The sequence below is a fragment of the Streptomyces sp. NPDC001728 genome (genome assembly GCF_040297565.1).
In the GTDB taxonomy this organism is placed as follows: Bacteria; Actinomycetota; Actinomycetes; order Streptomycetales; family Streptomycetaceae; genus Streptomyces.
The window spans coordinates 1-26,342 of record NZ_JBEOZK010000001.1; the positions used below are offsets into that span (position 1 = coordinate 1).

At 75.2% G+C, this 26,342-nt stretch carries 20 protein-coding genes and 1 tRNA gene; 8 read left to right on the forward strand and 13 right to left on the reverse strand.

The features are described 5' to 3' along the window. Window positions 1-226: 226 nt before the first annotated feature. Window positions 227-1,366, reverse strand: coding sequence for a DUF2786 domain-containing protein (locus ABT154_RS00005; RefSeq protein ID WP_351850818.1), 1,140 nt, complete (start codon window positions 1,364-1,366; stop codon window positions 227-229). A gap of 248 nt (window positions 1,367-1,614) precedes the next feature. On the opposite strand from ABT154_RS00005, the gene ABT154_RS00010 reads away from it, so the two are divergent. Together ABT154_RS00010 and ABT154_RS00015 are read left to right on the forward strand one after the other, a co-directional pair. Then, window positions 1,615-2,496, forward strand: a complete 882-nt coding sequence (locus tag ABT154_RS00010; protein ID WP_351850820.1) for an ABC transporter ATP-binding protein — start codon at window positions 1,615-1,617, stop codon at window positions 2,494-2,496. Further along, entirely contained in the window at window positions 2,490-4,664 is a 2,175-nt protein-coding gene (locus ABT154_RS00015) for an ABC transporter permease (protein WP_351850823.1), read from the forward strand. Before ABT154_RS00010 ends, ABT154_RS00015 begins: the two co-directional genes overlap by 7 nt. Window positions 4,665-4,955: 291 nt before the next feature. On the opposite strand, the gene ABT154_RS00020 is transcribed toward ABT154_RS00015, so the two are convergent. Continuing rightward, the gene (locus tag ABT154_RS00020; protein WP_351851975.1) at window positions 4,956-5,516 is read right to left on the reverse strand and encodes a GNAT family N-acetyltransferase; all 561 of its coding nucleotides are present in this window, start codon (window positions 5,514-5,516) and stop codon (window positions 4,956-4,958) included. A 121-nt stretch (window positions 5,517-5,637) separates the two neighbouring features. Beyond that, a complete protein-coding gene (locus tag ABT154_RS00025) occupies window positions 5,638-6,564 on the reverse strand; it encodes an NADP-dependent oxidoreductase (RefSeq protein WP_351850825.1) in 927 nt (308 codons plus the stop codon). Between the two features lie 265 nt (window positions 6,565-6,829). Between ABT154_RS00025 and ABT154_RS00030 the strand changes: the two genes are divergently transcribed. Together ABT154_RS00030 and ABT154_RS00035 are read left to right on the forward strand one after the other, a co-directional pair. Next, a complete protein-coding gene (locus ABT154_RS00030; protein ID WP_351850827.1) occupies window positions 6,830-8,074 on the forward strand; it encodes a helix-turn-helix transcriptional regulator in 1,245 nt (414 codons plus the stop codon). A 134-nt stretch (window positions 8,075-8,208) separates the two neighbouring features. Next, window positions 8,209-9,900 (forward strand): bifunctional 3'-5' exonuclease/DNA polymerase, encoded by a 1,692-nt coding sequence (locus tag ABT154_RS00035; protein WP_351850828.1) that lies wholly within the window; start codon window positions 8,209-8,211, stop codon window positions 9,898-9,900. A gap of 63 nt (window positions 9,901-9,963) precedes the next feature. On the opposite strand, the gene ABT154_RS00040 is transcribed toward ABT154_RS00035, so the two are convergent. Both ABT154_RS00040 and ABT154_RS00045 read right to left on the reverse strand, forming a co-directional pair. Continuing rightward, the gene (locus ABT154_RS00040; protein WP_351850831.1) at window positions 9,964-11,274 is read right to left on the reverse strand and encodes a hypothetical protein; all 1,311 of its coding nucleotides are present in this window, start codon (window positions 11,272-11,274) and stop codon (window positions 9,964-9,966) included. Window positions 11,275-11,425: 151 nt separating this feature from the next. Further along, a complete protein-coding gene (locus ABT154_RS00045) occupies window positions 11,426-11,935 on the reverse strand; it encodes a SigE family RNA polymerase sigma factor (RefSeq protein ID WP_351850832.1) in 510 nt (169 codons plus the stop codon). Between the two features lie 138 nt (window positions 11,936-12,073). Here ABT154_RS00045 and ABT154_RS00050 point away from each other — a divergent pair, with 138 nt between their 5' ends. Next, window positions 12,074-12,457 carry a DUF6479 family protein gene (locus ABT154_RS00050; RefSeq protein ID WP_351850835.1) on the forward strand — a complete coding sequence of 128 codons (384 nt, stop codon included), beginning with the start codon at window positions 12,074-12,076 and terminating at the stop codon, window positions 12,455-12,457. A 15-nt stretch (window positions 12,458-12,472) separates the two neighbouring features. Then, complete coding sequence (locus ABT154_RS00055) at window positions 12,473-13,342, forward strand: sigma factor-like helix-turn-helix DNA-binding protein (protein ID WP_351850837.1); 870 nt, start codon at window positions 12,473-12,475, stop codon at window positions 13,340-13,342. On the opposite strand, the gene ABT154_RS00060 is transcribed toward ABT154_RS00055, so the two are convergent. The 5 genes from ABT154_RS00060 to ABT154_RS00080 all read right to left on the reverse strand — a co-directional run bounded on the left by ABT154_RS00060 (window position 13,308) and on the right by ABT154_RS00080 (window position 17,360). Beyond that, window positions 13,308-13,979 carry a pyridoxamine 5'-phosphate oxidase family protein gene (locus tag ABT154_RS00060; protein ID WP_351850838.1) on the reverse strand — a complete coding sequence of 224 codons (672 nt, stop codon included), beginning with the start codon at window positions 13,977-13,979 and terminating at the stop codon, window positions 13,308-13,310. The two genes, ABT154_RS00055 and ABT154_RS00060, sit on opposite strands and share 35 nt — an antisense overlap. Window positions 13,980-14,056: 77 nt before the next feature. After that, a tRNA-Thr gene (locus ABT154_RS00065) sits at window positions 14,057-14,130 on the reverse strand. 85 nt (window positions 14,131-14,215) lie between these two features. Continuing rightward, the gene (locus ABT154_RS00070; RefSeq protein WP_351850840.1) at window positions 14,216-15,766 is read right to left on the reverse strand and encodes an alpha/beta hydrolase; all 1,551 of its coding nucleotides are present in this window, start codon (window positions 15,764-15,766) and stop codon (window positions 14,216-14,218) included. 125 nt (window positions 15,767-15,891) lie between these two features. Then, window positions 15,892-17,094 carry a DNA polymerase III subunit delta' gene (locus ABT154_RS00075; protein ID WP_351850841.1) on the reverse strand — a complete coding sequence of 401 codons (1,203 nt, stop codon included), beginning with the start codon at window positions 17,092-17,094 and terminating at the stop codon, window positions 15,892-15,894. Between the two features lie 92 nt (window positions 17,095-17,186). Beyond that, window positions 17,187-17,360, reverse strand: coding sequence for a hypothetical protein (locus tag ABT154_RS00080; RefSeq protein WP_351850844.1), 174 nt, complete (start codon window positions 17,358-17,360; stop codon window positions 17,187-17,189). Window positions 17,361-17,512: 152 nt separating this feature from the next. Here ABT154_RS00080 and ABT154_RS00085 point away from each other — a divergent pair, with 152 nt between their 5' ends. Next, complete coding sequence (locus ABT154_RS00085) at window positions 17,513-18,811, forward strand: sensor histidine kinase (RefSeq protein WP_351850846.1); 1,299 nt, start codon at window positions 17,513-17,515, stop codon at window positions 18,809-18,811. After that, window positions 18,799-19,443, forward strand: coding sequence for a response regulator (locus tag ABT154_RS00090; protein ID WP_056569375.1), 645 nt, complete (start codon window positions 18,799-18,801; stop codon window positions 19,441-19,443). Before ABT154_RS00085 ends, ABT154_RS00090 begins: the two co-directional genes overlap by 13 nt. 25 nt (window positions 19,444-19,468) lie before the next feature. Here the strand turns inward: ABT154_RS00090 and ABT154_RS00095 are convergent, their stop codons facing one another. From ABT154_RS00095 to tmk, 3 genes are all read right to left on the reverse strand, one after another. Continuing rightward, complete coding sequence (locus tag ABT154_RS00095; protein ID WP_351850848.1) at window positions 19,469-21,952, reverse strand: FtsX-like permease family protein; 2,484 nt, start codon at window positions 21,950-21,952, stop codon at window positions 19,469-19,471. Further along, window positions 21,949-22,821 carry an ABC transporter ATP-binding protein gene (locus ABT154_RS00100; protein WP_351850850.1) on the reverse strand — a complete coding sequence of 291 codons (873 nt, stop codon included), beginning with the start codon at window positions 22,819-22,821 and terminating at the stop codon, window positions 21,949-21,951. Before ABT154_RS00100 ends, ABT154_RS00095 begins: the two co-directional genes overlap by 4 nt. Window positions 22,822-22,918: 97 nt before the next feature. Further along, window positions 22,919-26,311 carry a dTMP kinase gene (tmk, locus tag ABT154_RS00105; RefSeq protein WP_351850852.1) on the reverse strand — a complete coding sequence of 1,131 codons (3,393 nt, stop codon included), beginning with the start codon at window positions 26,309-26,311 and terminating at the stop codon, window positions 22,919-22,921. Window positions 26,312-26,342: the final 31 nt, after the last annotated feature.

Genomic DNA, 26,342 nt, shown 5'->3' on the forward strand with positions numbered 1-26,342 from the left:
GGGCCGGGGTCGGCGGTCGGGTGGGGCCGGGGTCGGCGGTCGGGTGGGGCCGGGGTCGGCGGTCGGGTGGGGCCGGGGTCGGCGGTCGGGTGGGGTCGGGGTCGGCGGGCGGGTGGGGGCCGGCGGCCGGGTCGGCCCCAGCCCAGGGGCGATGGATCCCAGCGGACGGCCGGTGGGCCCCAGCCCACGGGCGACGGGTCCCGCCGGGCGCCGGGGCCCCGCCCCGCTACTCCGCCCCCCGCACCCCCTTCCGCCCCGGATGCAGGCCGGCCCTGTCCGCCGCCGACGCCCCGTGCGTCCAGCCCTCCTCGTCCCAGGCCGCACGCACCCGGGCCGTCCGCGTCTCCGGGAACAGTTCGTCCGTGCGGGTGGTGACCGCCACGTCCCGGGAGGCGAGGGCCGGGAGGAGCGTCGGGGCCTCCGCCTCGACCCGGCGGGACGTCGTGGCAAGACGGGTGCCGAGCCGGTTCGCGTACGCCAGCAGGAAGGACTGCCGGAAGGACTTCGTACGCTTGCGTCCGCCGGCCCGCTGCTCCGCCTCCGCCCGCGTCATCGCCGACGTGCCCTGTACGAGCAGCGAGGTGTAGAGCAGCTCCACCGGGTCGAGGTCCGCCTCGAAGCCGACGACCGTCGAGAAGCCGTACGCCTCGTTCCACACGGCCCGGCAGTGGTTCGCCGTCGCCACCGCGTCGAGCAGGATCGCCTTCGCCTGCTCGTAGGGCGGCTCCACCCCGATCCGGACCGCGCCCGGCGTCTCCGGCGACGGCGCGCCCGCCGCGAGCGTCGCCTCGTCGAGGCTGTGCCGTGCCATGAGTTCCTGGGCCTTGGCCGTGAGCGCCTCCGCCTCCTCCGGGTAGCCGGTCGCCTCCGCCTTCGCGAGCAGCGCCCTGATCCGGGTGAGCATCCGGGGCTCCCCCGCGGCGGCCGGCGGCAGCGTCTCCCCCGGTACCGGGCCGACCGCGTCGAGGCGCGGCAACCGGACCAGGAGCCGGTACAGCTCAAGGACGGTCGTGGCGTACGAGAAGCGGTCCGTCGGCCGCCCGGGAGCGCCGGCCCGCTCGGTCAGCTCGTCGAGCTGCGGCTGCCAGCGGTGCGGCAGCCGCTCGTAGCGGGCGGTCTCGGCCCGGACCAGGGCGGCGAGGACCCGGAGGTGTTCGTCGGCCAGGTCGCGGCGCACGACGCGTACGGCGTCCGCGGGCTGCCAGCCCCGCTCCCACAGCGTCCGTACGAACGCCTCCCCGCGCCGCACCAGTTCCGCGTCGGCTGCCGGGTCGGCGGCCAGCAAGGACGCGGCCGTGTCGAGCGAGCCGTCGTCGCCGGCGTACAGCGCCTCGAAGGCCTTGTCGATGGTGGTGCTGGTGCTCACGCGCTCACGCCGTCCTCGTGTCCCGTTCCTCGCGCGGTCGCCCCGCGGCGTTCCCGTTCTCGCTGTGTTCTCGGTCTTCGCTGTGTTAGCCGTCTTCGCGGTCACCACGATGGTCTCAGCCGCCGTGTCCCGGGCCGCCACCACGGGAGGGTTCGCGCGGGCCGTACGGAAGGGGTAGGGCCAGGCATACCCCTCGGACGCCCGCCAGTGGTCGTGATCGGCGGCGGCGGAAACGGTTCGCTTGAGGCATGACCTCGACGACGGCTCCGACCGCCCCGACCTCTCGTGCGGCGGGCACCACCCCCGGCGCCTCCCCCGCCGTACGGCTCCGCCGGCTGACCCGCCACCACGGGGACGTCCGTGCCCTCGACGGCGTCGACCTCGACTTCGCCGCCGGGACCTTCACCGCCGTCATGGGCCCTTCGGGCTCCGGCAAGTCCACGCTGCTCCAGTGCGCGGCCGGACTCGACCGCCCCACCACCGGGCGGGTGGAGGTCGGCGGGGTCGCCCTGGAGGGGCTGAGCGAACGACGGCTGACCCTGCTGCGGCGGGACCGGATCGGCTTCGTCTTCCAGTCCTTCAACCTGCTGCCCGCCCTGACCGCCGCGCAGAACGTGGCACTGCCCCTGCGGCTCGCGGGCCGCCGCCCTTCGCGTACGGAGGTCAGGGAGGCGCTGGCGCGCGTCGGGCTCGCGGGGCGGGAGCGGCACCGGCCCGGCGAACTCTCCGGCGGGCAGCAGCAGCGGGTCGCCATCGCCCGCGCGTTGATCACCTGCCCGGCCGTCCTCTTCGGCGACGAGCCGACCGGCGCGCTCGACTCGACGACGAGCCGCGAGGTGCTCGACATGCTGCGGGAGCTGGTCGACCGGGACGGCCAGACGATCGTCATGGTCACCCACGACCCGGTGGCGGCGGCCCGCGCGGACCGGGTGGTCTTCCTGGTCGACGGGCGCGTGGCGGGTGAACTGCCGTGCCCGACGGTGGAGTCGGTCACGGCCAGGATGACGACGCTGGAGACGACACCGGAGGCGCCGCCGACCGAACCGGTCGGGCCGGCCACGCCGGAGCACCTCACCACCTCGACCACCACGGCCCTCTCGACCACCCCCGCCGGAGGCCTCCCGTGCTGACCGTCGTCCTCTCCGGGCTCCGGGCCCGCTGGGCCTCCTTCCTCGGCGGTTTCCTCGCCCTCGCGCTCGGCGTCGGGCTGCTCGTCACCATGGGGCTCGGCCTCTCCGCCACCTTCCACGCGCCGGAGCGTCCGCCCGAGCGGTTCGCCTCCTCGCCCGTCGTCGTACAGGGTCAGGACCGGCTGACGCTCGACGTGCGGCGCGGGCCCGGCACCGCCGCCGTGTCGCAGCGGCTCGACCGTCCACAGCCTGTGGACAGCGAACTGCTCCGCCGACTCCGCGCCCGCTGGACGGTCACGCTCTCCGGCACCCCCGTCCCCGGTGGCCCCGTCTCCGGTGGCCCCGTCCCCGGTGGCCCCGTCCCCGGTGGCCCCGACGCCGTCGGGGTCGACGCCCCCGCCGCCGACGTCCGCGCCCTCGTCGGCGACCGCGCCCAGGTCCTCACCGGCGACGACCGCCGACGCGCCGACCCCGACCCCGAGCGGGACGCCGACGCGCTCGTCGCCCTCAACGCCCTCCTCGGCACCTCCGGCGGCGTCACCGCCTTCGTCTCCGTCTTCGTCGTCGCCTCCACCTTCGCGTTCGCCGTGGCGCTGCGCCGCCGCGAGTTCGGACTGCTGCGGACCGCCGGGGCCACCCCCGGGCAGATCCGCCGGCTGCTGCTCGCCGAGGCCGCCGTGCTCGGCGTGCTCGCCTCCGCCGCCGGGTGCGCGCTCGGCGCGCTGGGCGCACCCCTGCTCGCCGGGACTCTCGTCGCCCGCGGTCTCGCCCCCGAGTGGTTCGCCGTCGGCGGGGCGGCCTGGCCCTTCCACACCGCCTTCTGGACGGGGGTGACCGTCTCCCTCGCCGGGGCCCTCGCCGCTTCCCGGCGCGCCGGGAAGGTCGGCCCGACGGCGGCGCTCGGCGAAGCGGACGTCGACGCCGACGCCCTTCCCCCCGGCCGGGCCCTGCTGGGTACGGCCCTGCTCCTGGCCGGGCTCGGGCTCCTGGCCTGGACGTACGCCACGGACCCGGGCGCGCTGCTCAAACGGAAGACGTACACGACCCTCCCGATGCTCCTGATCACCGGCGTCGCCCTGCTCTCCCCGCTGCTCGTCGGGCCGGTGGCGCGGCTGCTGCGGGCTCGGGGGGCGGTGGGGACGCTGGTACGGGAGAACAGCGCCGCGTCCGTACGCCGTACCGCCGCCGTCGCCGCACCGGTCCTCGTGACCGTGGCGCTGGCGGGGACGCTGTTCGGCTCGGCGACGAGCGTCACGCGCGCGAAGGGGGTGGAAGCGCGGGAGGCGACGGCCGCCGAGCACGTCGTGGCCGGCACGGCGCTGAGGCCGGTGACGGCGCCGCCCGGGGCCGTCGTGTCCGCCACCGGCGCGACCTCCGTGTTCGTACGGGACGGGGCGGAGGCGGTCGTGAAGTACGGGGCGCGGGCCGTCACCGACCCGGCGGCCTTCGCCTCGCTCGCCCGGCTGCCCGTGGTCGCCGGGGACCTGGGGGACCTCGACGACCGGTCGATCGTCGTCAACGAGGAGTTCGAACGGCACCGGGTCGGCGAGTCCGTCGAGGTCTGGCGCGCGGACGGGTCCGGTCCGGTGCGGCTCCGGGTCGCGGCCGTCCTCGCCGTCGGGACCGGCGGCAACGGGCCGTACGTCACCCGGGCGAACGCCCCCGGCTCCGCCCCCGACCGGATCGAGGCGCGGGGCGGCGGTACGGCCACGGTCCGGGCCCTCGAAAGGAGCGGCGGCACCGTCAGGACCGCCGACGCGTGGGCCGCCGCCGAACGCGCGGCGAGCGGCAGCCCGCAGACCTGGCTCGGCCTGGTCCTGGTCCTGGGCATCGCCCTCGTCTACACGGTCATCGGGCTGGCCAACACCCTGCTCATGGCGACCTCGGTACGCGGCGGAGAACTGGCCTCGCTACGGCTGGCCGGCGCCACCCGGGCGCAGATCCTGCGGGTGGTGACGGGTGAGGCGGCACTCGCCGTCGCGATCGGCACGCTGCTGGGCCTGCTGGTCACGGCACTCGCCCTGGGCACCCTGGGAGCGGGCCTCGCCGCCCTCTCGGCCCCGGTGTCCCTGGCCCTGCCATGGACGACGGTCGGCGCGGCGGCGGGCGCCTGCGCGACGGTCGCGGTCGCCGCGTCGGCCGTCCCCGCGTGGCGCATGACGCGCTGAGCGGCGATGGTGGGACGGACGGGACGGTGACCGGGGTCGGAGCCGGGTCACCGCCCCGTCCAGACGTACGGCCACGGGCCGACGGCCCGGGGCGCCGCTACGCGCGCGTGGACCTGGATACGGCATCACGCGCGGGTGGACCCGGGCGGGAGCACGGCACTACGCGTGCGTGGGCACGCATCACGCGTGCGTGGGCACGCATCACGCGTGCGTGGGCACGCATCACGCGTGCGTGGCCCCGGGCACGGGCACGGCACCAAGCGCACGCGGCCCCGCATCCGGGCCCCGCCCTCACGCCCCCGACTTGGCCGCCCGCCACTCCCCCGCCAGTACCGACCAGACCTCCTCGTCGTGGAGCCGGCCCCGGTACGCGTAGCTCTCCCTCAGGACCCCGTCCCTGCTCATGCCGAGACGCCTGGCCACCGCGATGCTGGGCTCGTTGTCGGAGGACACCACCCACTCCACCCGGCGGATCCCGCGCACCTCGATCGCCCAGTCGATGAGCAGCCGCGCCGCCCGGGTGATCAGGCCCTTGCCGACGCCCGCGGGCTCCAGCCAGCAGCCCGCCTCGGCCCGGCCGCCCTTGATGTCGAGCATCCGGAGGATCACCGCGCCGACGAGGGTCCCGTCGGACCAGATGCCGTGGATGCGGCCGGTGTCGGTGGCCGTCCTCTCCGCGTAGGCGCGGAGGAAGGCCCGGCTGGACTCCAGGTCCGTGACCACGTCGGGAAGCCCGTTGCGGGCGCCGATGAAGTCCCGGCCGCGGTCCATGTGGGCCAGGAACTCCTCGGCCTGCCACGGTTCGAGCGGGCGCAGCTCCGCGCCGTCGTCGCCCAGGGGTATCGCGTACATCGTCGTCGTCATCGCCTTCCGGGGTCGGAGCGGGACCGGGCTGCTCGCGGCCCCGCGGCGGGGTGATCCTCTCACCCCGGCCGCTCCCCCGGGCCGCTCCCTCACCCCGTCCCCGACCGCGTCACGGAATCAGGACCAGCTTGCCCCGCACATGCCCCGACTCGCTCAGCTCCTGTGCCCGCGCGGCCTCCTTCAGGGGAAGAACCTCGGCGAGCCGGACCGTCAGCCCGCCCTCGGCCGCCTGCCGGGCGTGGGACGCGAGCCCGGCCCGTACCGACTCCTCCTCGCCCAGGACCCCCGAGAAGAAGATCCCGTACCGCTCCGCCTCCGTGTCCGCGATCGTCACGATCCGCTCCTTCGGGGCGTCGTCCCCGCCGAGGAGTTCGATGGCGACCGGCAGCACCCCGTGGCCGGCGGCGTCGAAGACCGCGTCGACGCCACCGGGGGCGGCGGCCCTGACCCGGTCGGCGAGCCCGTCCCCGTACGCGACGGGGATCGCGCCGAGTTCGCGCAGGAAGGCGTGGTTGGACTCGGACGCGCTGCCCACGACCGTGATCCCGGCGGCGACGGCGAGCTGGACGGCCACCGAGCCGACGACCCCCGCGGCGCCGTGCAGGAACAGCGTCTCGCCCTCCCGTACGCCGATCAGGTCCAGGACGCGCTGCGCCGTCTCGCCGGCGACCGGCAGGCTCGCCGCCGCCTCCCAGGAGAGCCCGGCGGGCTTGGGGGCGACGATCCCGGCGATGGCGTACTCGGCGTACGCACCGGTCTTCGTCCAGCCGAGGACCTCGTCGCCGACGGCCACATGGGTCACGCCCGCGCCGACCTCGTCGACGGTGCCGGCGAACTCCAGGCCCGGGACGGCGGGGAAGGCCGTCGGGTAGAACTCCTCGACCCAGCCGTAACGGCGCTTCCAGTCCACCGGGTTGAGGCCGACGGCCGCGACCCGGACGCGCACCTCGCCGGGGCCGGGCTGCGGCACGGCGACGTCCGTCGCGTGGCGCAGTACCTCGTGACCGCCGAACTCCTCGTACACGACCGCTTCCATCTCAGCCTCCGCAGTTCCCCGTTGCGACGTGCCCGCCCCTCGGCGCCACGCCATGACTTCCGTCCTCCGGCGTGTCCGCGCTTCGGCGCCACGCCGTCGCTTCCGCCGACCGACGGGCCCGCCTTCCGGCGTCCCGTCGTCGCTTCCACTCTCTGACGTCCCCAAGCCTGCGCCCCCGGCCCCCCTCTCCCCGCCCTCCCAACGGCCAGTCCCACCTGTCCGAAAGACCGGCCGTCCCCTGCCTGTTCGCCCGTACGCTGGCCGCATGGACGCGCTCACCCTGACCACCGCGTACGAGATCATCCGGCAGCCGCTCGGCTCGATCCTCCCCAAGGTCTCGGCCGCCCTCGACCCCCTGATCCCGCACCTGGACGCGGCCGAACTCTCCACCCACTGCGCCCATTCCCCCTTCAAGGCGCTCGGCGGTACGGCGCTGCTCACCTCCGCCGAACTCGCCCCGCTCCTCGCGGCCGGCGTACCCGGGAGCCCCTGGCAGGGCCCGGCGACGATCGGCGGGCGGACCCGCGAGGTCGTCGCCGTCACCAGCCACGCGACCCTGCGCGGGGCGGTCCTCGTGCTCGTACGGGAGGACGGCGCCGCCCCGGCGGGCGCGGCCGAACTGGGTGTCGCGCAGGCCCTGTGGGACCTGGTGTCCGGGCACTTCGACCGGTTCGCGACGGAGGCGATGCCGGGGGCGCTCGCCCGTTCGCGGGCGGCGGCCGACACCCGGGCCCGGGTGATCGCGGAACTGACCGCCTCGCACACGGCGGCGCTCTCCGGGGTCCTCGGGGTGCTGCGCAGCCGGGCCCTCGACGACACCACGGCCAGGACCACCGCGACCGATCTGGCCGCGTCGGCGCTGATCGAGATGCGGGCGGAGCAGCGCCGGGACCGGGCCCTCGCGGAGGAGCCCGCCGAGGACGCCTTCGAGCGGCTGGCCGGAGAGCTGCGGCCGATGCTGCGGCACAGCCGGGTCCGGCTCGACCTGGGCGCCCCGGACTCGACGCGCTCGCTCGCGGCGGACGTGGCGCACAGCGCGCGGGCGATCGTCCGGTCGCTCCTCCTCATCGTGCTCGAACAGGACTCGGTGCGCCGGATCCACGTCGGCTGGCAGCTCACCGAGCACGAACTGCGCGCCTCGGTACGGGACGACGGCGCGGGCGCCCTCGCCCCCTGCGACCTGGGCGCGGGCACGATCAGGGACCGGCTGGACGTGCTCGGCGGGCGGCTCGACATCGACGCGGTGGCCGGCTGGGGCACGACGATCACGGCCGTGATCCCGCTGGCGGCACCCGCCGCGCCGGTCGAGGCCGCGCACCCGCTGACCGGGCTCGGCGGGCGAGAGGTCGAGGTCCTGCGCCACCTGGCCCTAGGACACCGGAACCGGCGGATCGCGGAGGAGCTGCACATCAGCGAGTCGACGGTGAAGTTCCACGTGGCGAACATCCTGAACAAGCTGGGCGTCGACTCCCGGGGCGAGGCGGCGGCGCTGTTCCACGCGGCGGCGTAGGGCGGACGCCGGTAGGCACACGCACGCGCGTGTGGCGCCGGTGCGGCCCGCACGCGGGCGCGTGGCCCCGGCCCCGCCCGGGCCCCCGCCCCGCCTCCGCCCGACTGTCAGTGCCGGGTGCCAGACTCGCACCCATGAGCGAGAGGTGGGCGCTGGCCGCCGAGGCGGAGGGGGACGGGGCACTGCTCGTCCCCCTCCGCCCCGACGGGCTGCCCGCCGGGGAGGTGCGGCGCGAGCCGGACCTCGTGGCGGCCGTACGGGCCAGGCCCGACGTGGCCCGCTGGGTGTGGCGGTCGACGGCCGAGGTGTACCCCCGACTGCTCGCCGCCGGGGTGCGCGTCGAGCGCTGTTACGACATCGAGGACGCCGAGCAGCTGCTCCTGGGGCACGAAGGGCGGCTCGGCGAGCCCCGTTCGGCGGCGGCGGCCTGGGCGCGCCTGCGGGACGCTCCCGTACCGCCCGATCCGCCGCAGCGCGGTGCCGAGCCCGGGTCGCAGGACTCGCTGTTCGAGCCGCGCCCGACGGTGTCCGTACCGTTCGACGGGCTCCTCTCGGTCTACGCGGAGCAGCTGCGCCGGCACGACCGGGCGGAGCACCCGGGCCGGATGCGGCTCCTCACGGCGGCCGAGTCGGCGGGGATGCTGGTGGCGGCCGAGATGCACAGGGCCGGGCTGCCCTGGCGGGCTGACGTGCACCGGGACCTGCTGACGGAGCTGCTGGGCGAGCGGTACGCGGGCGGGGGCGAGCCGCGCCGCCTCGCCGAGCTGGCGGACCAGGTGTCGGCGGCCTTCGGGCGCCGGGTCCGGCCGGACCTTCCCGCGGACGTGGTGAAGGCCTTCGCCGGAGCGGGCGTACGGCTGAAGTCCACCCGTCGCTGGGAGCTGGAGGAGCTGGACCACCCGGCGGTGGAGCCACTGATCGCGTACAAGAAGCTGTACCGGATCTGGACGGCGCACGGCTGGTCGTGGCTCCAGGACTGGGTGCGGGACGGCCGGTTCCGGCCCGAGTACCTGCCCGGGGGCACGGTCAGCGGGCGCTGGACGACCAACGGCGGCGGGGCCCTGCAGATCCCGAAGGTGATCCGGCGGGCGGTGGTCGCGGACCCCGGCTGGCGACTGGTGGTGGCGGACGCCGACCAGATGGAGCCGCGGGTGCTCGCCGCGATCTCCCGTGACCCGGGGCTGATGGAGGTCGCGGGGCACCCGGACGACCTGTACACCCGGCTCTCGGACCGGGCCTTCTCCGGTGACCGCGACCACGCCAAGATCGCACTGCTGGGTGCGGTCTACGGCCAGACCAGCGGCGACGGCCTCAAGAACCTGGCGGCGCTGCGACGGCGCTTCCCGCGCGCGGTGGCCTATGTCGACGAGGCGGCGAAGGCGGGCGAGGAGGGCCGGCTCGTACGGACCTGGCTGGGCCGGACCAGCCCGCGGGCGGTGGGAGCGGGCGACGACGAGGAGGCGGGCCTGCCGCAGGAGGGCGGCGAACCGGCGGCGGCCGAGGCCGAGTTCACCCCCGGGTACGCCTCGGGGAACGCCCGGGCGCGCGGCCGGTTCACCCGTAACTTCGTGGTGCAGGGCAGCGCGGCCGACTGGGCGCTGCTGATGCTCGCGGCGCTGCGACGCTCGCTCGCCGGGATGCGGGCCGAGCTGGTGTTCTTCCAGCACGACGAGGTGATCGTGCACTGCCCGGCGGAGGAGACGGAGGCGGTGGCGGTGGCGATCGGCGCGGCCGGGGACGAGGCGGGCCGGATCGCGTTCGGGGAGACGCCGGTGAGGTTCCCGTTCACGACGGCGACGGTCGAGAGGTACGCGGACGCGAAGTAGGCCCGGAGCGGTGGGGAGTTGGTGAGCTCCCTCCCCAACTCCCCCCGCTCCCTCCCTCACGTCTCAGCGGCGGCGAGGACCGATCTCCATGGGCAGCTTCTGCCACTTCGGGCTCAACGCGATCGACTTCAGCTGCTCCATGGTGAGCGCGGGCTCGGCGCGTGTGGCGGCCTCGTGCTGCGCCGGGGAGTTGAAGGCGGAGACGACGACCCGGAAGCCGTCGGGGGTGATGGTGTCGATGTTCCACCAGACGACTCCGGCGCCGCCCTTCTCGCCGGGCTGCTGGGTGGCCCGGACCATCCGGCCGTCGGGCAGCGTGACGACGTCCCCGCCGCCGAAGAGTTCCGCGATCAGGTCGCGGGAGCCGGGCTGGACGTCGACCCCGACGAGACTCGCCCCCTTGCCGTCGTCGACGACGAGGTAGCCGTGGCTGCCCTCGCCGCCCTTGCTCTTCACCGTGAGGCCCTGGGGCAGGAGGGACCGCAGGGCGTTCCTGACCGCGGTGCCGGTGGGCTCGGGGGTCTGGGGCTCGCCGTCGCCGCCGCCCGGCTTCTGCGGGACGACGGGCAGCCGCGCGAGCAGCGGGCGCCAGGCGTCGGCCGTGACGAGGCCCTTGAGCTGGGCGGGGGTGAGCGGCGGGTTGGCGCGGCTGATCGGGGCGCCCTTCTCGGCGGCGGCGTTGTACTCGCTCGCGTCGATGAGGAAGCCGTCCTTGGTGAGCAGGAAAGCGCGCCAGTTCTTGGTCTCCTCGCGCTTGTCGGGGTACTCGTACCCCTGGAGGATCATGAGCCGGGAGCCGTTCGGCAGGTTCTGGGTCGTGCAGCCGTCGAGGGGGACGGCGACCTTGTCGGGGCAGGTGACCTGTGCCTCGCCGCCCTCGCCGCTGCCGGTGGCGCGGAAGAGGCCGACCGTGACGGCGGCCTTGCCCTTCCCGTCGTCGAAGACGCCGGCGACCGCCTGGCCCGTGCCGTCGAGGTTGTCGAAGGTCCACGCGCCCTGCGGGCTGTGGGCCTTGAGTACGGCGGCGATGTCCTTGACCGGGATCTCCGCGTCGGCGCCCGGCTCCTTCGGGGAGCGGGCGGCGCCGTCGGCGTGACTCGGCTGCGGGGGCGCCGCCACGGAGGTGGTCACCGGGGGCCCGGCGGGGCCGAACAGCGAGCCGCCGTAGACGCCGCCGACGCTGACGGCGGCGAGGGCGAGGACGCCGCCGGTCACGGCGAGGCGGCGGCGGACCAGGCGGCGCCGGCCGCGCCGGAGCCCGCCCTCGGCGAGCTCGCGCCGGTCGTCGGCGGCGAAGATGTCGCCGGTGCGACGCAGGACAGCGCCGAGTTCCTCTTCGAATCCGTCGTGCTGGGGTCCTTCGTGCTGGGGCATGTCGAATTCACCGTCTCCGGTTTGGTGGATGGCGGAAGTCTGGAATGAACGGGCGAGCGGGTCCGCGGACCGCAGGCACAGCGGGTCCGAGGGTCCGCAGGTCAGCGGGTGTGCTCGGGTCCGCGGGCCGCACGGTCGGCGGGCCTCTGGATCAGCGGGTCGCGAACTCGGTGATGCTGCCGCCGAGACGTTCCCGCAGCTTCGCGAGCGCCCGTACGGACCGGGTGCGTACCGCGGCGGAGCTGACGTGCAGGGTGCTGGCGGTCTCCTCGATGCTGCGGTCCTCCCAGTAGCGCAGCACCACGACCGCCCGGTCCTTGGGTGCGAGTCCGGCCAGCGCGTCGAGCAGCGCGATCCGGAGCGCCGGGTCCGCACCGCCGTCGGGGACGCGGTCGGGCAGTTCGCCCAGGGGGCGCTCGGTCGCGGAGCGGCGCCGCTGATGGCTGAGGAAGGTGCGGACGAGGACGGTCTGGGCGTACGCGGCGGGGTTGTCGATCCGTGCCATGCGGCCCCAGAGGGCGTACATCCGGCCGAGGGTCTCCTGGGCGAGGTCCTCGGCGAGATGGGTGTCGCCGCTGGTCAGCAGGCATGCCGATCGGAACAGATGCCCCGAGCGGGCGGAGGCGAACTCCAGGAACTCGTCCGCGCGGGTCTTTCTCATGCCCCTCCATTCCCTCGGTCACGTGGTGTGGTCGCCGTACACCTCACTGACGCGATGGGGGGCGGGGAATGTTTCAAGATTCTTCAGCTGTCTCCGCAGGATGCGTCCAAATAAGACCAAAACGGGTAACCCTGGAGTATGAACACTCTCAGCACAGCACAGACGCTGGCCGCGGGAGTCTGGCAGTCGGGCCTCGGGCAGGTCATCGGCGGCCTTGTGCTGGTCGCCGTACTGATCGCGGCGGTCTGGCTGGGCTTCCGGGTCCGTGACCGCGAATCCCGGACTCCCAAGCCCGACGAACAGCCGCACCGGCCGGAGACGGACCGGCTGCCCGGCGAGATGTCCGAGTACCGCAGGCCGGCCGAGATGCCGCAGTCGGACGGGGAGCACCGGCTCATGCCGTACCAGCTGAAGGAGTCCGGCACGGAGACGTCACCCGACCCGCCGAGCGAGGAGAAGCGCAAGTGGGGCGGGATCTCCAGCGGAGGCTTCGGCAGCGGAGGCACCGGGCACGGCGACTGACGGAGGTCACCCCCCGTGAACGCGGACGAGGACGCCGCCTTCGAGAAGAACGGGCCGCGCCTGAGGGAGATCGCCCACCACCTGCTCGGCACGAGGGCGGAGGCGGACGAGGCGGTGGCGGCTGCGGAAAGGACGTGGCGGGGGAGACGGCGGGACACCGAGCGCGGAGCGAGCGGCGGCCCTGACGCCGGCCCCGCCGGCCCCTCCAGCCCTTCCGATCCGACCGCGGCGGTGGCGCGTGCCTGCCTGACGGAACTCCGCAGCCGGGAGAAACACCGCACGCACCCGTGGGACCCATGGGATCCCCGGGACCCGGGCGATCCCGAGGAGCGAACCCTCCTCACCGCCCTGAACCGCCTCACCCCCACCGAACGGGTGGCGTATGTCCTGCACGACCTCTTCTCCGTCCCGTACGAGGAGGTCGCACCGGTCCTGGAACGCCCGCCGGCCGTCGCGCGGCGACTGGCCTCCCGGGCGCGCTACCGGGTGCGGGAGGCGGAGGAGATGCCGCAGCGGGACCTGCCGCGCCAGCGGAAGATCGTGGAGGCCTTCCTGGCGGCGGCGCGCGACGGGGACACGGCCGCCCTGCGGGCACTCCTCGCCCCGGAGGTGGTGCTGCGGACGGACGCGGCCGACGGCGGGATCACGGCGACGGGGGCGCACGGCCCGGCGCCGGTGGCCGAGGCGGTCGCCGCGCCGGCGAGCACGGCCCGCCCGGCCCTGGTGGACGGGGCGGCGGGCCTGCTCGCCGACCCGGGGCTCGTGCTCGGCTTCACGGTCCTGGAGGGCAGGATCACGGCGATCGACCTGCTGTCGGACGAGGAGCACCTGAGCCACCTGGACGTGAGGCTCACTCCCCCGGAGGGCGCCCGACGCGAGAGGTGACATGAGCGGGCGGAAGGACGTCCGCGGCAAGAACGGGATCAGCGACGGGCTCGCCGAAGGTGGTGACGACGGGCAGCACGCCGGCCCACAGCCCGAGGGCCGCGTCCTCGGAGTCCCCGTCGTCCGGCGGCCCGGTGCGGGTCTTCACGGAGGCCTCGTCCAGATCGAGCGCGAGCAGCGCGGTCGCGGCCAGCTCCTTGCGGTTGGGCTGCCGCACGTACTCCCACTGCCCCGGCGTGCTCTGCTCGGTGAGCGCCCGAAGCCCCCGCAGCTTCTCGTCCGGATCGGTGACGAGCCGGGGCACGCCGTAGATCATCGCGCAGCGGTAGTTGACGCTGTGCTCGAAGACGGAACGCGCGAGCACGAGCCCGTCGACATGGGTGACGGTGACACAGACGGTGCTGCCGGGAGCCTGGACGAGACTGCGGCTGGCGACGGACCCGTGCAGATACAACTGCCCGTCGTCCACGCCGTACGCGGTGGGCACGACCATCGCCGTCCCGTCGACGACCACCCCGAGATGACAGAGGAACCCGGTGGCGAGCACGGCGTCCAGATCACCCCGCCGATGACTCCCCTGCTCCCGAATCCGCCGCAACCGAGTCCGCTCGGTAACGACCAGCCCGTCCCCGCCCATACGACTTCCCAGCTCCACTTCACCCCGAAAACAAGAAAAACCCCAGGTCACGGCGAGTGAGTCCTGGGGTAATTCCGAGCCGCCTTCGGGATTCGAACCCGAGACCTACGCATTACGAGTGCGTTGCTCTGGCCAGCTGAGCTAAGGCGGCGCGCCGTGCAGGCCCATGGTGGGTGCAGCGGCGTCGCCAAGTCTACACAGTTTCGGGGAGTGCTCCGACCACCCCCCGAGAGGGCCTATGAGCAGCGCTTTCCCTCGGTCGGCGGGGTGCCTTCGAGGAGGTAGGTGTTGATCGCCGTGTCGATGCAGTCGCTGCCCCGGCCGTAGGCCGTGTGGCCGTCGCCCTCGTAGGTGAGGAGGGTGCCGGAGGAGAGCTGGTCGGCGAGGGAGACGGCCCACTTGTACGGGGTCGCCGGGTCGCGGGTGGTGCCGACGACGAGGATCGGGGCGGCGCCTTCGGCGGTGATGCGGTGGGGGCGGCCGGTGGCCGGGATCGGCCAGGAGGTGCAGTTGAGCGCGGCCCAGGCGAGGCCCTCGCCGAAGATCGGGGAGGCCTTCTCGAAGGACGGCACGGCCTTCTCGACGTCGGCGGGGCCGGTGTAGGCGGGCGGCAGATCGAGGCAGTTCACGGCGGCGTTGGCGAACATGAGGTTGGCGTACGTGCCGTCCGCCTCCCGCTCGTAGTAACTGTCCGCGAGGGCCAGCAGGCCCGAGCCCTCGCCGCCCATCGCCTGGGTGAGCGCCTCGCGCAGCTGGGGCCAGGCACCCTCGTCGTACATCGCCGCGATCACGCCGGTGGTCGCCAGGGACTCGCCGAGCGGGCGGCTCTCTCCGGTGGGTACGGGCTCGGCGTCCACGTCGCGGAAGAACTTCTTGAGCGCCTTGCCCGCCGCCTCCACCGATTCGGTGCCGAGCGGGCAGTCCGGCCTGCCGACGCAGTCGGCCGCGAACGCCCGGAAGGAGGTCTCGAACCCGGCCGTCTGGTCGCGGTTCAGATCGAGCGCCGGGAGCGAGGGGTCCATCGCCCCGTCCAGGACGAGCCGGCCGACCCGGGCCGGGAACAGCTCGGCGTACGTCGCGCCGAGGAAGGTGCCGTACGACGCGCCCACGTAGTTCAGCTTCTCGTCGCCGAGCACCGCCCGCAGGATGTCCATGTCGCGGGCCGTCTCCACCGTCGAGACATGCGGGAGGATCTTCCCCGACTTCTTCTCGCAGCCGGCCGCGAAGTCCTTGAAGGCCGCACCGAGGGCGTTGATCTCCGCCGTGTCGTCGGGGGTCTGGTCGACCTGGGTGTACGCGTCCATCTGCGGGCCCGTCAGGCACTCCACGGGCTCGCTGCGGGCGACTCCGCGCGGGTCGACGGCCACCATGTCGTAGCGCGCGCGGACCGGGGCGGGGTAGCCGATGCCCGCGTACCCCTGGAGGTAGCCGACGGCCGAGCCACCGGGGCCGCCGGGGTTGACCAGGAGCGAACCGAGCCGCTTCCCGGGGCCGGTCGCCCTGACCCGGGAGACGGCGAGGTCGATGTCTCCGGCGTCCGGCTTCGCGTAGTCCAGCGGGGCGCGCAGCGTGGCGCACTGGAACGTGGCGACTCCGCAGTCACGCCATTTCAGCTTCTGCCCGTAGTACTTCGCCAGCGCCTTAGAGGAGGCCGACGGAGCTGCCGCCGGGGGCGCCGACGTGGTGCGGGACGCCGCCGCGTCGCTTCCGCCCGAGCAGCCGGACAGGATCAGCCCGGCAGCCGCGAGGGCGGTGGCGGACGTACGGAGCAAACGCCTGGAGTCCATCCCCGGAGCGTATCCGGACCGGTACGGACCGTGTCCAATCGCCCTCCTCGGCCGACCGAGGACGGCAGGCGGCCCAGACCGGCCACGTCCGCCAGGTCGGTGCGGGTCACCCCCGTGCCGGCCCGTCAGCCCCTCAGCGACATCGTCATCGCCTCCACCGCGAGCAGCGGCGCCACGTTCCGGTCGAGGGCCTCGCGGCAGGCGAGGATCGCCTCGATGCGCCGCAGGGTGCGCTCCGGGGTGGTGTCGCGGGCGATGCCTTCGATGGCGTCCCGCACGTCCGTGTTGGCTAGGGGCGAGCGCGAGCGCAGCTGGAGCGCGAGCACATCGCGGTAGAAGCCGGTCAGGTCCGTGAGGGCGAGGTCCAGGCTGTCGCGCTGCGTACGCGTTCTGCGGCGCTTCTGCCGCTCCTCCAGTTCCTTCATCACCCCGGCCGTGCCGCGCGGCATCCGCCCGCCCTGCGCCGCTCCGAGGGCCGCTTTCATCTCCTCGGTCTCCTTGACGTCGACCTCCTCCGCGACCTGCTTCGCGTCCTCGGCCGCCGCGTCCACCAGTTCCTGGGCGGCCTTGAGGCAGCCGCCGACGTCCCCGACCCGCAACGGCAGCTTGAGGACGACCGACCGGCGGGCGCGGGCCCGCTCGTCGGTGGCGAGCCTGCGCGCCCGGTCGATGTGGCCCTGGGTCGCGCGGGCGGCGGCCTGCGCCACCTCCGGCGCGACGCCGTCGCGCCGTACGAGCACGTCGGCCACCGCCTCCACCGGCGGGGTCCGCAGGGTCAGATGACGGCAGCGCGAGCGGATCGTCGGCAGCACGTCTTCGAGGGACGGCGCGCAGAGCAGCCAGACCGTACGCGGTGCGGGCTCCTCGACGGCCTTCAGCAGCACGTTGCCCGCGCCCTCGGTGAGCCGGTCGGCGTCCTCCAGGACGATGACCTGCCAACGGCCGCCCGCCGGGGAGAGCTGGGCGCGCCGGACGAGCTCGCGGGTCTCCTTCACGCCGATGGACAGCAGGTCCGTACGGACGATCTCGACGTCCGCGTGGGTGCCGACGAGGGTCGTGTGGCAGCCGTCGCAGAAGCCGCAGCCCGGGGCGCCGCCGAGGGCGCGGTCGGGGCTCACGCACTGGAGCGCCGCCGCGAACGCCCGCGCCGCCGTCGCCCGCCCCGACCCCGGCGGGCCCGTGAAGAGCCAGGCGTGGGTCATCCTCGAGGCCTCGGGAGGCGGTCCTCCGACGGCATGGGCGGTCACGAGCGCGTCGGCGTCCCGCGCGGCGGCGGAGAGCTGCTCCTCGACCCGCGTCTGTCCGACCAGGTCGTCCCATACGGCCATGTCTGCCCCTCCTCAGGTACGCCCTCCATTGTGGGGCAGGCGTCTGACAACCCCGGCCGGAGGACACGGCGGAGCCGGTTCCCGTACGGGCGTCAGGCCTCCGTACAGGAGCGGGTGACCCACAGGCCGATCGCCGAGCCGAGTACCGCCGCGCCCGTGCAGGCGCTCGCGACGATCTCGGTGGCGCCGGTCCAGCCGGCGAAGGTGTTGACGTAGACGTTGGCGAGGACGCTCACCACGAGCATCAGCCAGAGCACGAACCGCATGGAAATCTCCAGAGAGGAAGGGGAGGGAAGGGGAGGAGGTACGGGTTCGATCCTCGTCCCGGCGCCCGCCGCGCACAGCGGTGCCCGCCCCCGGACCCATGGTGGAGCCTGCTCCACCGCACCCCCCGGCTCCGGCCGCATAGCCTGTCGTCATGCGTGACGCCATCAAGGAAGCGGGCCGGGCCTCGCTCCACCTCCTGTACGGGGCCGCCCTCGCGCTCCTCTGTTACCTGATGATCGGCGTCGCCCTCTTCACGGCCCTCCTCACCGTCACGGTGATCGGCGCCGGGGTGCTTCCCGAGAGCGTGCTGCTGCTGCGCCGGATGGCCGGCTGGGAGCGGCGCCGTACCGCCGTGTGGACCGGAGCCCCCGTACCGGAGGCGTACCTTCCGCTGGAAGGGCCCCTCCCCGCGCGCGTGCGCACCGCCGTCACCGACCCCGGCACGGCGCGGGACCTGGTCTGGGCCGCCGCGCAGCTCCTCTACGGCCTGGTGCTCTGGTACGCCTCGCTCATCCTGTGGGTGCCCGCGCTCCTCGTCGACGGCGTGGTGGCCGGGCTCGCGGGACGGAGGCCCGTCGCCCTGCCGCTGATCGGCAGGCTCGCCGGCCTCGCCGCCGAGTGGTCCCGCGCGCTGCTCACCCCCGCCCCCTCGGCCGCCAGGGACGCCGTGCTCGCCGCCCGTATCGAGCAGCTGACCGCCACCCGGGCCGGCGCCGTCGCCGCGCACGGCGCCGAACTGCGCCGGATCGAACGCGATCTGCACGACGGCGCCCAGGCCCATCTGGTGGCGCTCTCCATGCGGATCGGCCTGGCCAAGCGCGCGTACGACTCCGATCCCGCCGCAGCGCGCCGGCTCCTCGACGACGCGCAGACGCAGGCCGAGGCGGCGCTCGCCGAGCTGCGGCACGTGGTGCGCGGGATCCACCCGCCGATCCTCACCGACCGGGGCCTCGCAGGGGCGGTACGGGCCCTCGCCGCGAGCAGCGGCCTGGAGGTGGCGGTGTCCGTGGCGGGCCTGGCCCACGACGGACACCGCCACCTCGGCGGTCCCGTCGGCGGCAGCCCCGTCGGCGACAGCCCCCTCAACGCGGACCCGGACCTCGGCGCCGTGACCGGCTCCGGCCCCGCCCCCGACACCGACCACGACCGGGGCCCCCGTGCGCCCGCCGCCGTCGAGGCCGCCGCCTACTTCGCCGTCGCCGAGGCCCTCACCAACGCCGCCAAGCACAGCGGTGCCTCCCGCGCCACCGTCGCGCTCTCCCGCGAACCCGCCGCTCTACGCGTGCGCGTGGCGGACGGGGGCCGGGGCGGCGCCGAAGCGGGCGAGGGCGGCGGCTCCGGGCTCACCGGCCTGCGCCGCCGGGTCGCCGCGCTCGACGGCACCGTACGACTGACCAGCCCCGTCGGGGGCCCGACCGTGATCGAAGTGGAGCTTCCGTGCGTGTGGTGATCGCCGAGGACAACGCCCTCCTGAGGGAGGGCCTGGTGCTGTTGCTGACCTCCTCCGGCCATGAGGTGGCCGGGGTCGCCGCGACCGGGCCCGAGGTCCTGCCGCTGCTCCTGGAGCACCGGCCCGACGTGGCCGTCCTCGACGTACGGATGCCGCCCGGCTTCCGCGACGAGGGGCTGCGGGCGGCGCTCGCGGCCCGCGAACAGCTGCCGGGACTTCCCGTGCTCGTGCTCTCCCAGTACGTGGAGGAGACGTACGCCGCCGAACTCCTGGGCGGCGGCGCGCGGGGCGTCGGCTATCTCCTGAAGGACCGGGTGGGCCGGGTGGACGAGTTCCTCGACGCCCTGGAACGGGTCGCCTCCGGGGGTACGGCCCTGGACCCGGAGGTCGTCACCGAGCTGCTGGCCCGCCGCCGCGACGACCCGCTGGACTCGCTCACCCCCCGCGAGCGCGAGGTCCTGGAGCTGATGGCACAGGGCCACGACAACGGCACGATCGCCCGCTCGATGGTGGTCACCGAGCGGGCCGTGCACAAACACATCGGCAACGTCTTCCTGAAGCTCGGCCTGCCGCCGACCGACAGCGGCGGCCACCGCCGGGTCCTCGCCGTACTCGCCTACCTCAACGCCTGAGCGGGACCCGAACTCCCGGTGGCGTTCAGCGCCTGGCCGAGGCCGGCAGGAACACTCCCGCCGCCACCGTCACCACCACCGCGCCGGCGATCACCGCGGCGTACGCGGGCGGCAGATACGGCAGCCCGCCCGTGAAGGACCAGGCGAAGGCCGTCAGCGGCAGCGCGGCCACCACGGTGCCGATGAGCAGCCCGGTGACGCTCAGGAACCCCGCCTCCAGGCACAGCATCCGGCGCAGTTGACCCGCCGTGGCGCCCACCTGGCCGAGCAGCCGGAGCTCGTCGTGCCGTCCGGCGCCGATCAGGGTGAGGGTGCTGAGCACGGAGAGCAGGGTGAGCCCGCCGATCGCGGCGACGACCGCCGCCGAGACCAGCCCGTTCAACTCGGCGCCCGGCGGGGTCACCTGCTCGGGTGCGACGGGAACGGCGGGAGCGGCGGGTGTGCGGGACGCGACGGGAGCAAGGGACCTGACGGACCCGGCCGCCCCGTCCGTGGCCACGAGCACGCGCGCGGGGTGCGGATCGCTCATGTGCGGGGCCAGTTCCGCCGCGGGCAGCAGGAACTCCCCGAGGGCGAGCGAGCGTTCGTACACCGCGACGACCCGCAGCGTCCTCGGTGTCCCGTCGCCGAGCCGCAGCGCGACCGTGGAACCGGGCCGTACGTCCAGCGAGTCGGCCATGTCCGCGCCGACCGCCACCGTGCCCGTACGGGCGAGCCCCTCCAGGTCACCGGCGACCACGCCCGGGTCGAGCGTGCCCGCGAGACCGGCCGCGTCGACGCCGAGCACCGGAAGCCGCTCCAGGCGCGGCGAACCCGCCTCCGTCCTGGCCAGCACCACCGTCGACCGCAGCACGTCCGTCGCCGCGACGACCCCGGGCAGCTTCCGCACCCGCTCCGCCGTCGTACCGGACACCGCGAGGTCCGCGGTCGTCGCGGCGCGCGCCTGCGCGTCGGCGGCCCGCTCCGCCGTCGTACCCGCCGCGAGCTGCACCAGCGCGAAGGCGGTGACGAGGACGACCGGGACGAGCGCGGCCCCGAGGCGGCGCGAGTGCGCGCTCGCCCCGGCGGCCGTGAGCCGCCCCGGCGCGCCGCCGAACCGCCGGAACGGCCGGTCCAGGACCGTCATCGCGGCCCGTGCGATCCACGGCCCGAGCAGTGCGCAACCGGCGACCAGCGTCACCGTGGCCGCCCCGGCGGCGGCGGCGGCTGCCCCGCCGCTCTGGGCCGTCGCCGTACCGGCCGAGGCCACGCCCGCAAGAAGCAGCACGATCCCGCTGACGCGCCGGACGGCCCCCTTCCCCGGTCGGCCCGGCCGGCGGGTGGCGAGGAGGACGACGAGCCGGGTGATGCCCACCACGACGGCGGCGACGACGAGGACGCCGGCGAACAGCCAGGGCGGGGCGGCGAGTTCGAGGCCGTCCGGGACCACTCCGGTACGGCTCCGCAGCGCCGACCACAGCCCCAGGAACACCGGTACGGCCACCAGCCCGCCGAGCAGCGCGGCGGCACCGGCCACCCGGGTCACCTCGCGCCCGGCCGCCGCACGTATCTGCCGGGGCGTCGCGCCGACCGAGAGCAGCAGCTCGCGCTCGCCCGCGCGCTGCTGGAGCGCCTGGGCGACCAGCGAGGCGAGGACGAGGACGGCGACGAGGACGACGGTCCCGGAGACGGCGGCGAGCAGCTGGAGCAGTTCGGCGCGCGCTGGCGCCGCGGCGAGGTGCTCGGCGCTGCCCCGGCCGTCACCGGTGAACGCCCTGAGCGGCTGCCCGGAGGCGGTGTCCTTGAGCCCGGCCCGGTCCAGGGCGGCCCGCACGCGCGCGTGGAGAGTGTCCACGGGCACACCGGGCTCGGCGAGGACACCGATCGCGTCGACGGCGTCGAGGGGACCGGCGGCACCGGAACGCCCGGCGAGCCGCCGAGCCTCCCCCGCCGTGACGTACAGCGCGTCGGGCCCGTCGGCGACCCCGACGACCTCGCGCCCGGCGACGGTGTCCCCGACGCGGACCCCGGTGCCCGTACCCGTCACGACCTCACCGGCCCGGCGCGGCTCCCGTCCGTCGAGCAGCCGGTACGGGGCGAGCCGCGCCGCGTCCCAGGACCGCCCGGTGTAGGTCCGGGTCTCCCCGGCCGCGCCCGCCGCCCGCTCCCGTACGACGAAGCTGTGGTCCGGCACCGCGGCCCGTACCCCCGGCACCGACCGCAGGACCTCGACGGCCGCGCCCGGGACCCGTACCCGCTCGGTCAGACCGGCCGTCTCCGTGGTCGGCTCGCTCCCCCAGGGCTTGGTCGTCCAGCGCACCTCCTGGTCACCGGCGACGACGACGGACGCGGCGGCGTACCGCTCCACGCGCGCGTGGCCGAGGCCGGTCGCGCCGAGGGCGAGGGCGAGGGCCCCGAGCAGCGCGGAGGTGACGGCGACGGCGGCGAACACCGCCGCCCACGCCTTCTGGTGCGCCCGCAGGGAACGGCCGGAGAGCAGCCGTACGGCGGGGTTCCCGAACGCCTTCACCGGGTCACCGACCCGGTGACCCGTCCGGCGCCGCCCGTACGAAGCCCACCGGCGTCCGAGCCCCGGCGCCCGGCCTCCGCGTGGGCGCCCAGCATGTCCCGTACCCCCGGCTCGTCCGGCCGGTCGAGCCGGGCGACGAGCCTGCCCCGGTCGAGGAACACCGCCTCGTCCGTCCAGGCCGCCGCCACCGGATCGTGGGTGACGAGCACGACCGTGGTGCCGCGCTCGTCGACCGCGCGCCGCAGCAGGGCGAGCACCCCGGCCGCCGTGACGGGGTCGAGCGCGGCGGTCGGCTCGTCGGCGAAGACGACCTCGGGCTCGTTGACCAGGGCGCGGGCGATGGCCACCCGCTGGCGCTGGCCGCCGGACAGGTTCTCCGGGGTGTCCTCGGCCCGGTCGGCGAGCCCGACGGCGTCGAGCCCGGCCAGCGCGCGGGCGTCGAGCGTCCGGCCCTCGCGGGCCCCGGCGAGGAGCAGGGGCAGGGTGACGTTCTCCCGCACGTTCAGGGCGGAGACGAGGTTCAGGGACTGGAAGACGAAGCCGACGCGGTCCCGTCGGAGGCGGGTGAGCGCGGTCTTCCGGAGGGTGGCGAGGTCGGTGCCGCCGATCCGTACCGTGCCGGTCGTCGGCCGTTCGAGTCCGGCGGCGCACCGCAGCAGGGTGGACTTGCCGGAACCGGACCGTCCCATCACCGCCAGGAACCGGCCGCGCGGGACGACGAGGTCCACGCCGTCGAGCGCGGGCGCCCCGCCCCCGTACGTCCGGCTCACCCCGTCGAGGGCGAGGGCGGCGTCGAGGGCGCGGGAGGCACCCCTGCCGGTACGGGCACCGATACCGGTACCGCTCTCCGTCACTGCAGTCGTCGTCATACCGACAACGCTAGAAAAACGCAGGTCACAGCGGTATGGAGCTGGCTTCCGGCTTGGGGGTGGAGCTGGCTACACCCCCAAGCCGGGGGGGTGAGGGTCAGCGGCGGCGCCGGCGGCCCTCGTCCTCGTCCTCGTGCGGGCCGAACAGCTCGTCCGCGAGCGACGGAAGATCGTCGAGCGGGGTCTCCTCGGCCCAGTCGGAGCGGCGCCGCGGCATGCCGTTCTCGTCGAGCTGGGGCAGCTCGCGGGTCCGTTCGTTCGCCCCCTGGGGCTCCGTGCGCGCGTCCCGGAAGATGCCCTGCGGCACCCGGTCGGTGGGGTCGGACGCCGATGTGTCCCGTACGGGGGGCAGGACGGCGGTCGACTCGGTGTCCCGTACGGGCGGCAGCACGGCCGTCTCGTCCGCGGCGCGCGGCGCGCGGTCCCTGATCTGCGGCAGGACGGCGGTCTCGGCCTCCGGCTTCGGGAGCCGCACGATCGGGGTGGCGACGGTGACCTCTTCGGGCGAGACGGTCGGCTCGTCCGCCGCCTCACGCCGGACGGCCGTACGCGGATCGGCGGCGGCACGCGGATCGCGCCCTGCGCCCGGCTTCGTCCGCGCGCCCGGCTTCACGACCGGCGTCGGCTCGGTGACGGCCTCCGGCCTCACGACCGGGGTCTCCACCGTGACCTCGTTCGCCGACACCTCGGCGGCGCGAGCGGCCTTCTCGGCCTCGGCCGCCTTCTGCGCAGCCGCCTTCTTCTCGGCCGTCGCCCGCTCCCGGTCCGCCTTCGCCGCCTCGGCGCGCCGCGCCACCGCCAGCTCCGCGGCAGCCTTCTCGGCCGCCGCCCGCTCGGCAGCGGCCTTCGCCGCGGCCTCGGCCGCGATCTTCTCCGCGGTGGCCTTCGCCGCGGCCTCCTCCGCCGCCTTCACGGCAGCGGCGGCCTCTGCCATCCTGCGGGCCTCCTCGGCGCGCAGCAGTGCTTCCTCGGCCTTGCGCTGCTTCTCCAGGCGGCGTTCCTCCGCCTCGGCCCGCAGCCGGGCCTCTTCCTCGGCCGCCTTGCGGAGGCGCTCCTGCTCCTCCTGGCGGGCCTTCTCCTCGGCCGCGAGGCGCCTGCGCTCCTCCTCGGCGGCGGCCTCGGCGGCGATCCGGGCCTCCTCGGCCTTCCGGCGAGCCTCCTCCGCCTGCCGTTCGGCCTCCAGGCGGCGCGCCTCTTCCTCCTCGCGCCGCTTGCGCTCCTCCTCCTCCGCGCGGAGCTTGGCGAGCTGCTCCTGCCGCTCGCGCTCCAGGCGCTCTTCCTCGGCCTTGCGGGCGGCTTCCTCCTCGCGCCGCCTGCGCTCGTCCTCCTCGGCCTTGCGGCGGGCCTCCTCGACGGCCTTCACCTCGGCCTCGGAGAGCGGCAGCATCCGGTCGAGCCGGTGGCGCACGACGGTGGTGACGGCCTCGGGCTCCTGCCCGGCGTCGACGACGAGGTAACGGCTGGGGTCGGCGGCGGCGAGCGCGAGGAAACCGGCCCGTACGCGCGCGTGGAACTCGGGCGGCTCGGACTCCAGCCGGTCGGGCGCCTCGGTGAACCGTTCCCTCGCGGTCTCCGGGGAGACGTCGAGGACGACTGTCAGGTGCGGGACGAGACCGTCGGTCGCCCAGCGCGAGATGCGGGCGATCTCGGTCGGGGAGAGGTCGCGGCCCGCACCCTGGTAGGCCACGGACGAGTCGATGTACCGGTCGGAGAGGACGATCGCGCCCCGCTCCAGGGCCGGCCGGACCAGGGAGTCGACGTGCTCGGCGCGGTCGGCCGCGTACAGCAGGGCCTCGGCGCGGTTGGAGAGCCCCGCCGACGACACGTCGAGGAGGATCGAGCGCAGGCGCTTGCCGATGGGGGTGGCGCCGGGTTCGCGGGTGACGACGACCTCGTGGCCCTTGGCCCGGATCCAGTCGGCGAGCGCCTGCACCTGGGTAGACTTCCCGGCGCCGTCGCCGCCTTCGAGGGCGATGAAGAAGCCGGTCGGGGAGGGCGCCTGCGCCGGGTCGGAGCCGCGCAGCGCGTCGCGCAGGTCGCGGCGGAGCGGGACGCCCGCCCGGTCGTCGGTCTTCGCCAGGACCAGCGCGGCGACCGGCAGCAGCAGGGCGCCGATCAGGGCGAGCGTGAAGGCGGCGCCGCCGTGCCCGAGGACGAAGTCGCCGGAGGCGAGCCGGTGCGGCCCGATGGCGGCGGCGAGCAGCGGCGCGGCGAGCGCGCCGACGGCCATGCCGACACGGGCGGTGGCCTGGAGGTGTTCGGTGGTCCGGGCCCGGCGGGGCTCCTCGGTCTCCTGGTCGACGAGGGTGTGGCCGGTGTTCGCGGCGACCCCGGCGGCGTAACCGGCGACGACGGCGAGGAACAGCACGGTCGCCGTGTCCGGCACCAGGCCCACCGCGATCAGCGCGACGCCGGTGACGGCGGTGACGAGGGCGAGCAGCCGGCGCCGGGACAGCACGGGCAGCACGGAGCCGGCGGTGCGGATGCCGACGGCGACGGCGCCGCTGAGCGCGAGGATCAGGAGGGCGTACGTGACGGGCCCGCCGCCCAGGTCGTAGGCGTGGAGCACGGCGACGGACGCGGCGGCGGCGATGGCCCCGGCGACGGTCGCGCAGGTCAGGACGAGGATCTGGACGACACCCGTACGGCCCTTCTCGCCCGCCGGGCGGCGCAGGCCCTCCAGCGGCGAACGCGGCCGGGGCGTCTCCCCGCCGGGCAGCGCCATCACGTACACGACGGAGACGGAGGCGGCGAACAGCCCGGCGGCGACGTACGCGCCGAGGGCGGCCTGGTGCAGCGAGAACCAGTCGAGTCCGATGCCGAGCAGATCACCGACGAGGGTGGCGACGAGCAGTACGGCGGCGGCGGCCGGGACGGCGAGGAAGCCGGTGCGCTGGGAGAGCCTGCGCAGCGCGCCGAGGTGGTCGGGCAGCGGCCGTACGGCCCCGCCCTCGATCGGCGGGGCGGGCAGCAGCGCGGGGGCGGCTCCCTCGCGGCTGATCGTCCACAGCCGCTCGGCCGCGCCGGTGACGAAGACGGTGCCGAGGACGAACCAGAGGGCGCTGCCCGGGGTCCAGTCGATCCACAGCGGGGCGACGACGAGCAGCGCGATCCGGACGGCGTCGGCGCCGATCATGGTCCAGCGCCGGTCGAGGAAGCCGCCGGGGCCGGTGAGCGCGGTCAGCGGCCCGAGGAGCACGGCCCCGAAGAGGACCGAGGAGAGCAGCCGGGCGCCGACGACGGCGGCCACGGCGAACGCGGCTCCCCGCTCGCCGCCGCCGAGCGCGCCCTCGGAGACCGCGGCCTGGAAGCCGAGGATGACGAGCACGAGGAGGGCGAGGGCGTCACCGACGCTGCCGACCAGGTGGGCGCTCCACAGCCGGCGCAGTGGCTGATGGCGCAAGAGGGCCCGTACGGCACGCTCCCGGGAATCCGCGACGAGTGCGGCGTCGGAATCGCCGCGGCGGTCTTGCTGCTCTGCTCGCGTCATCCGTCCACCCTATCCGGACGCCCTTGCTCCC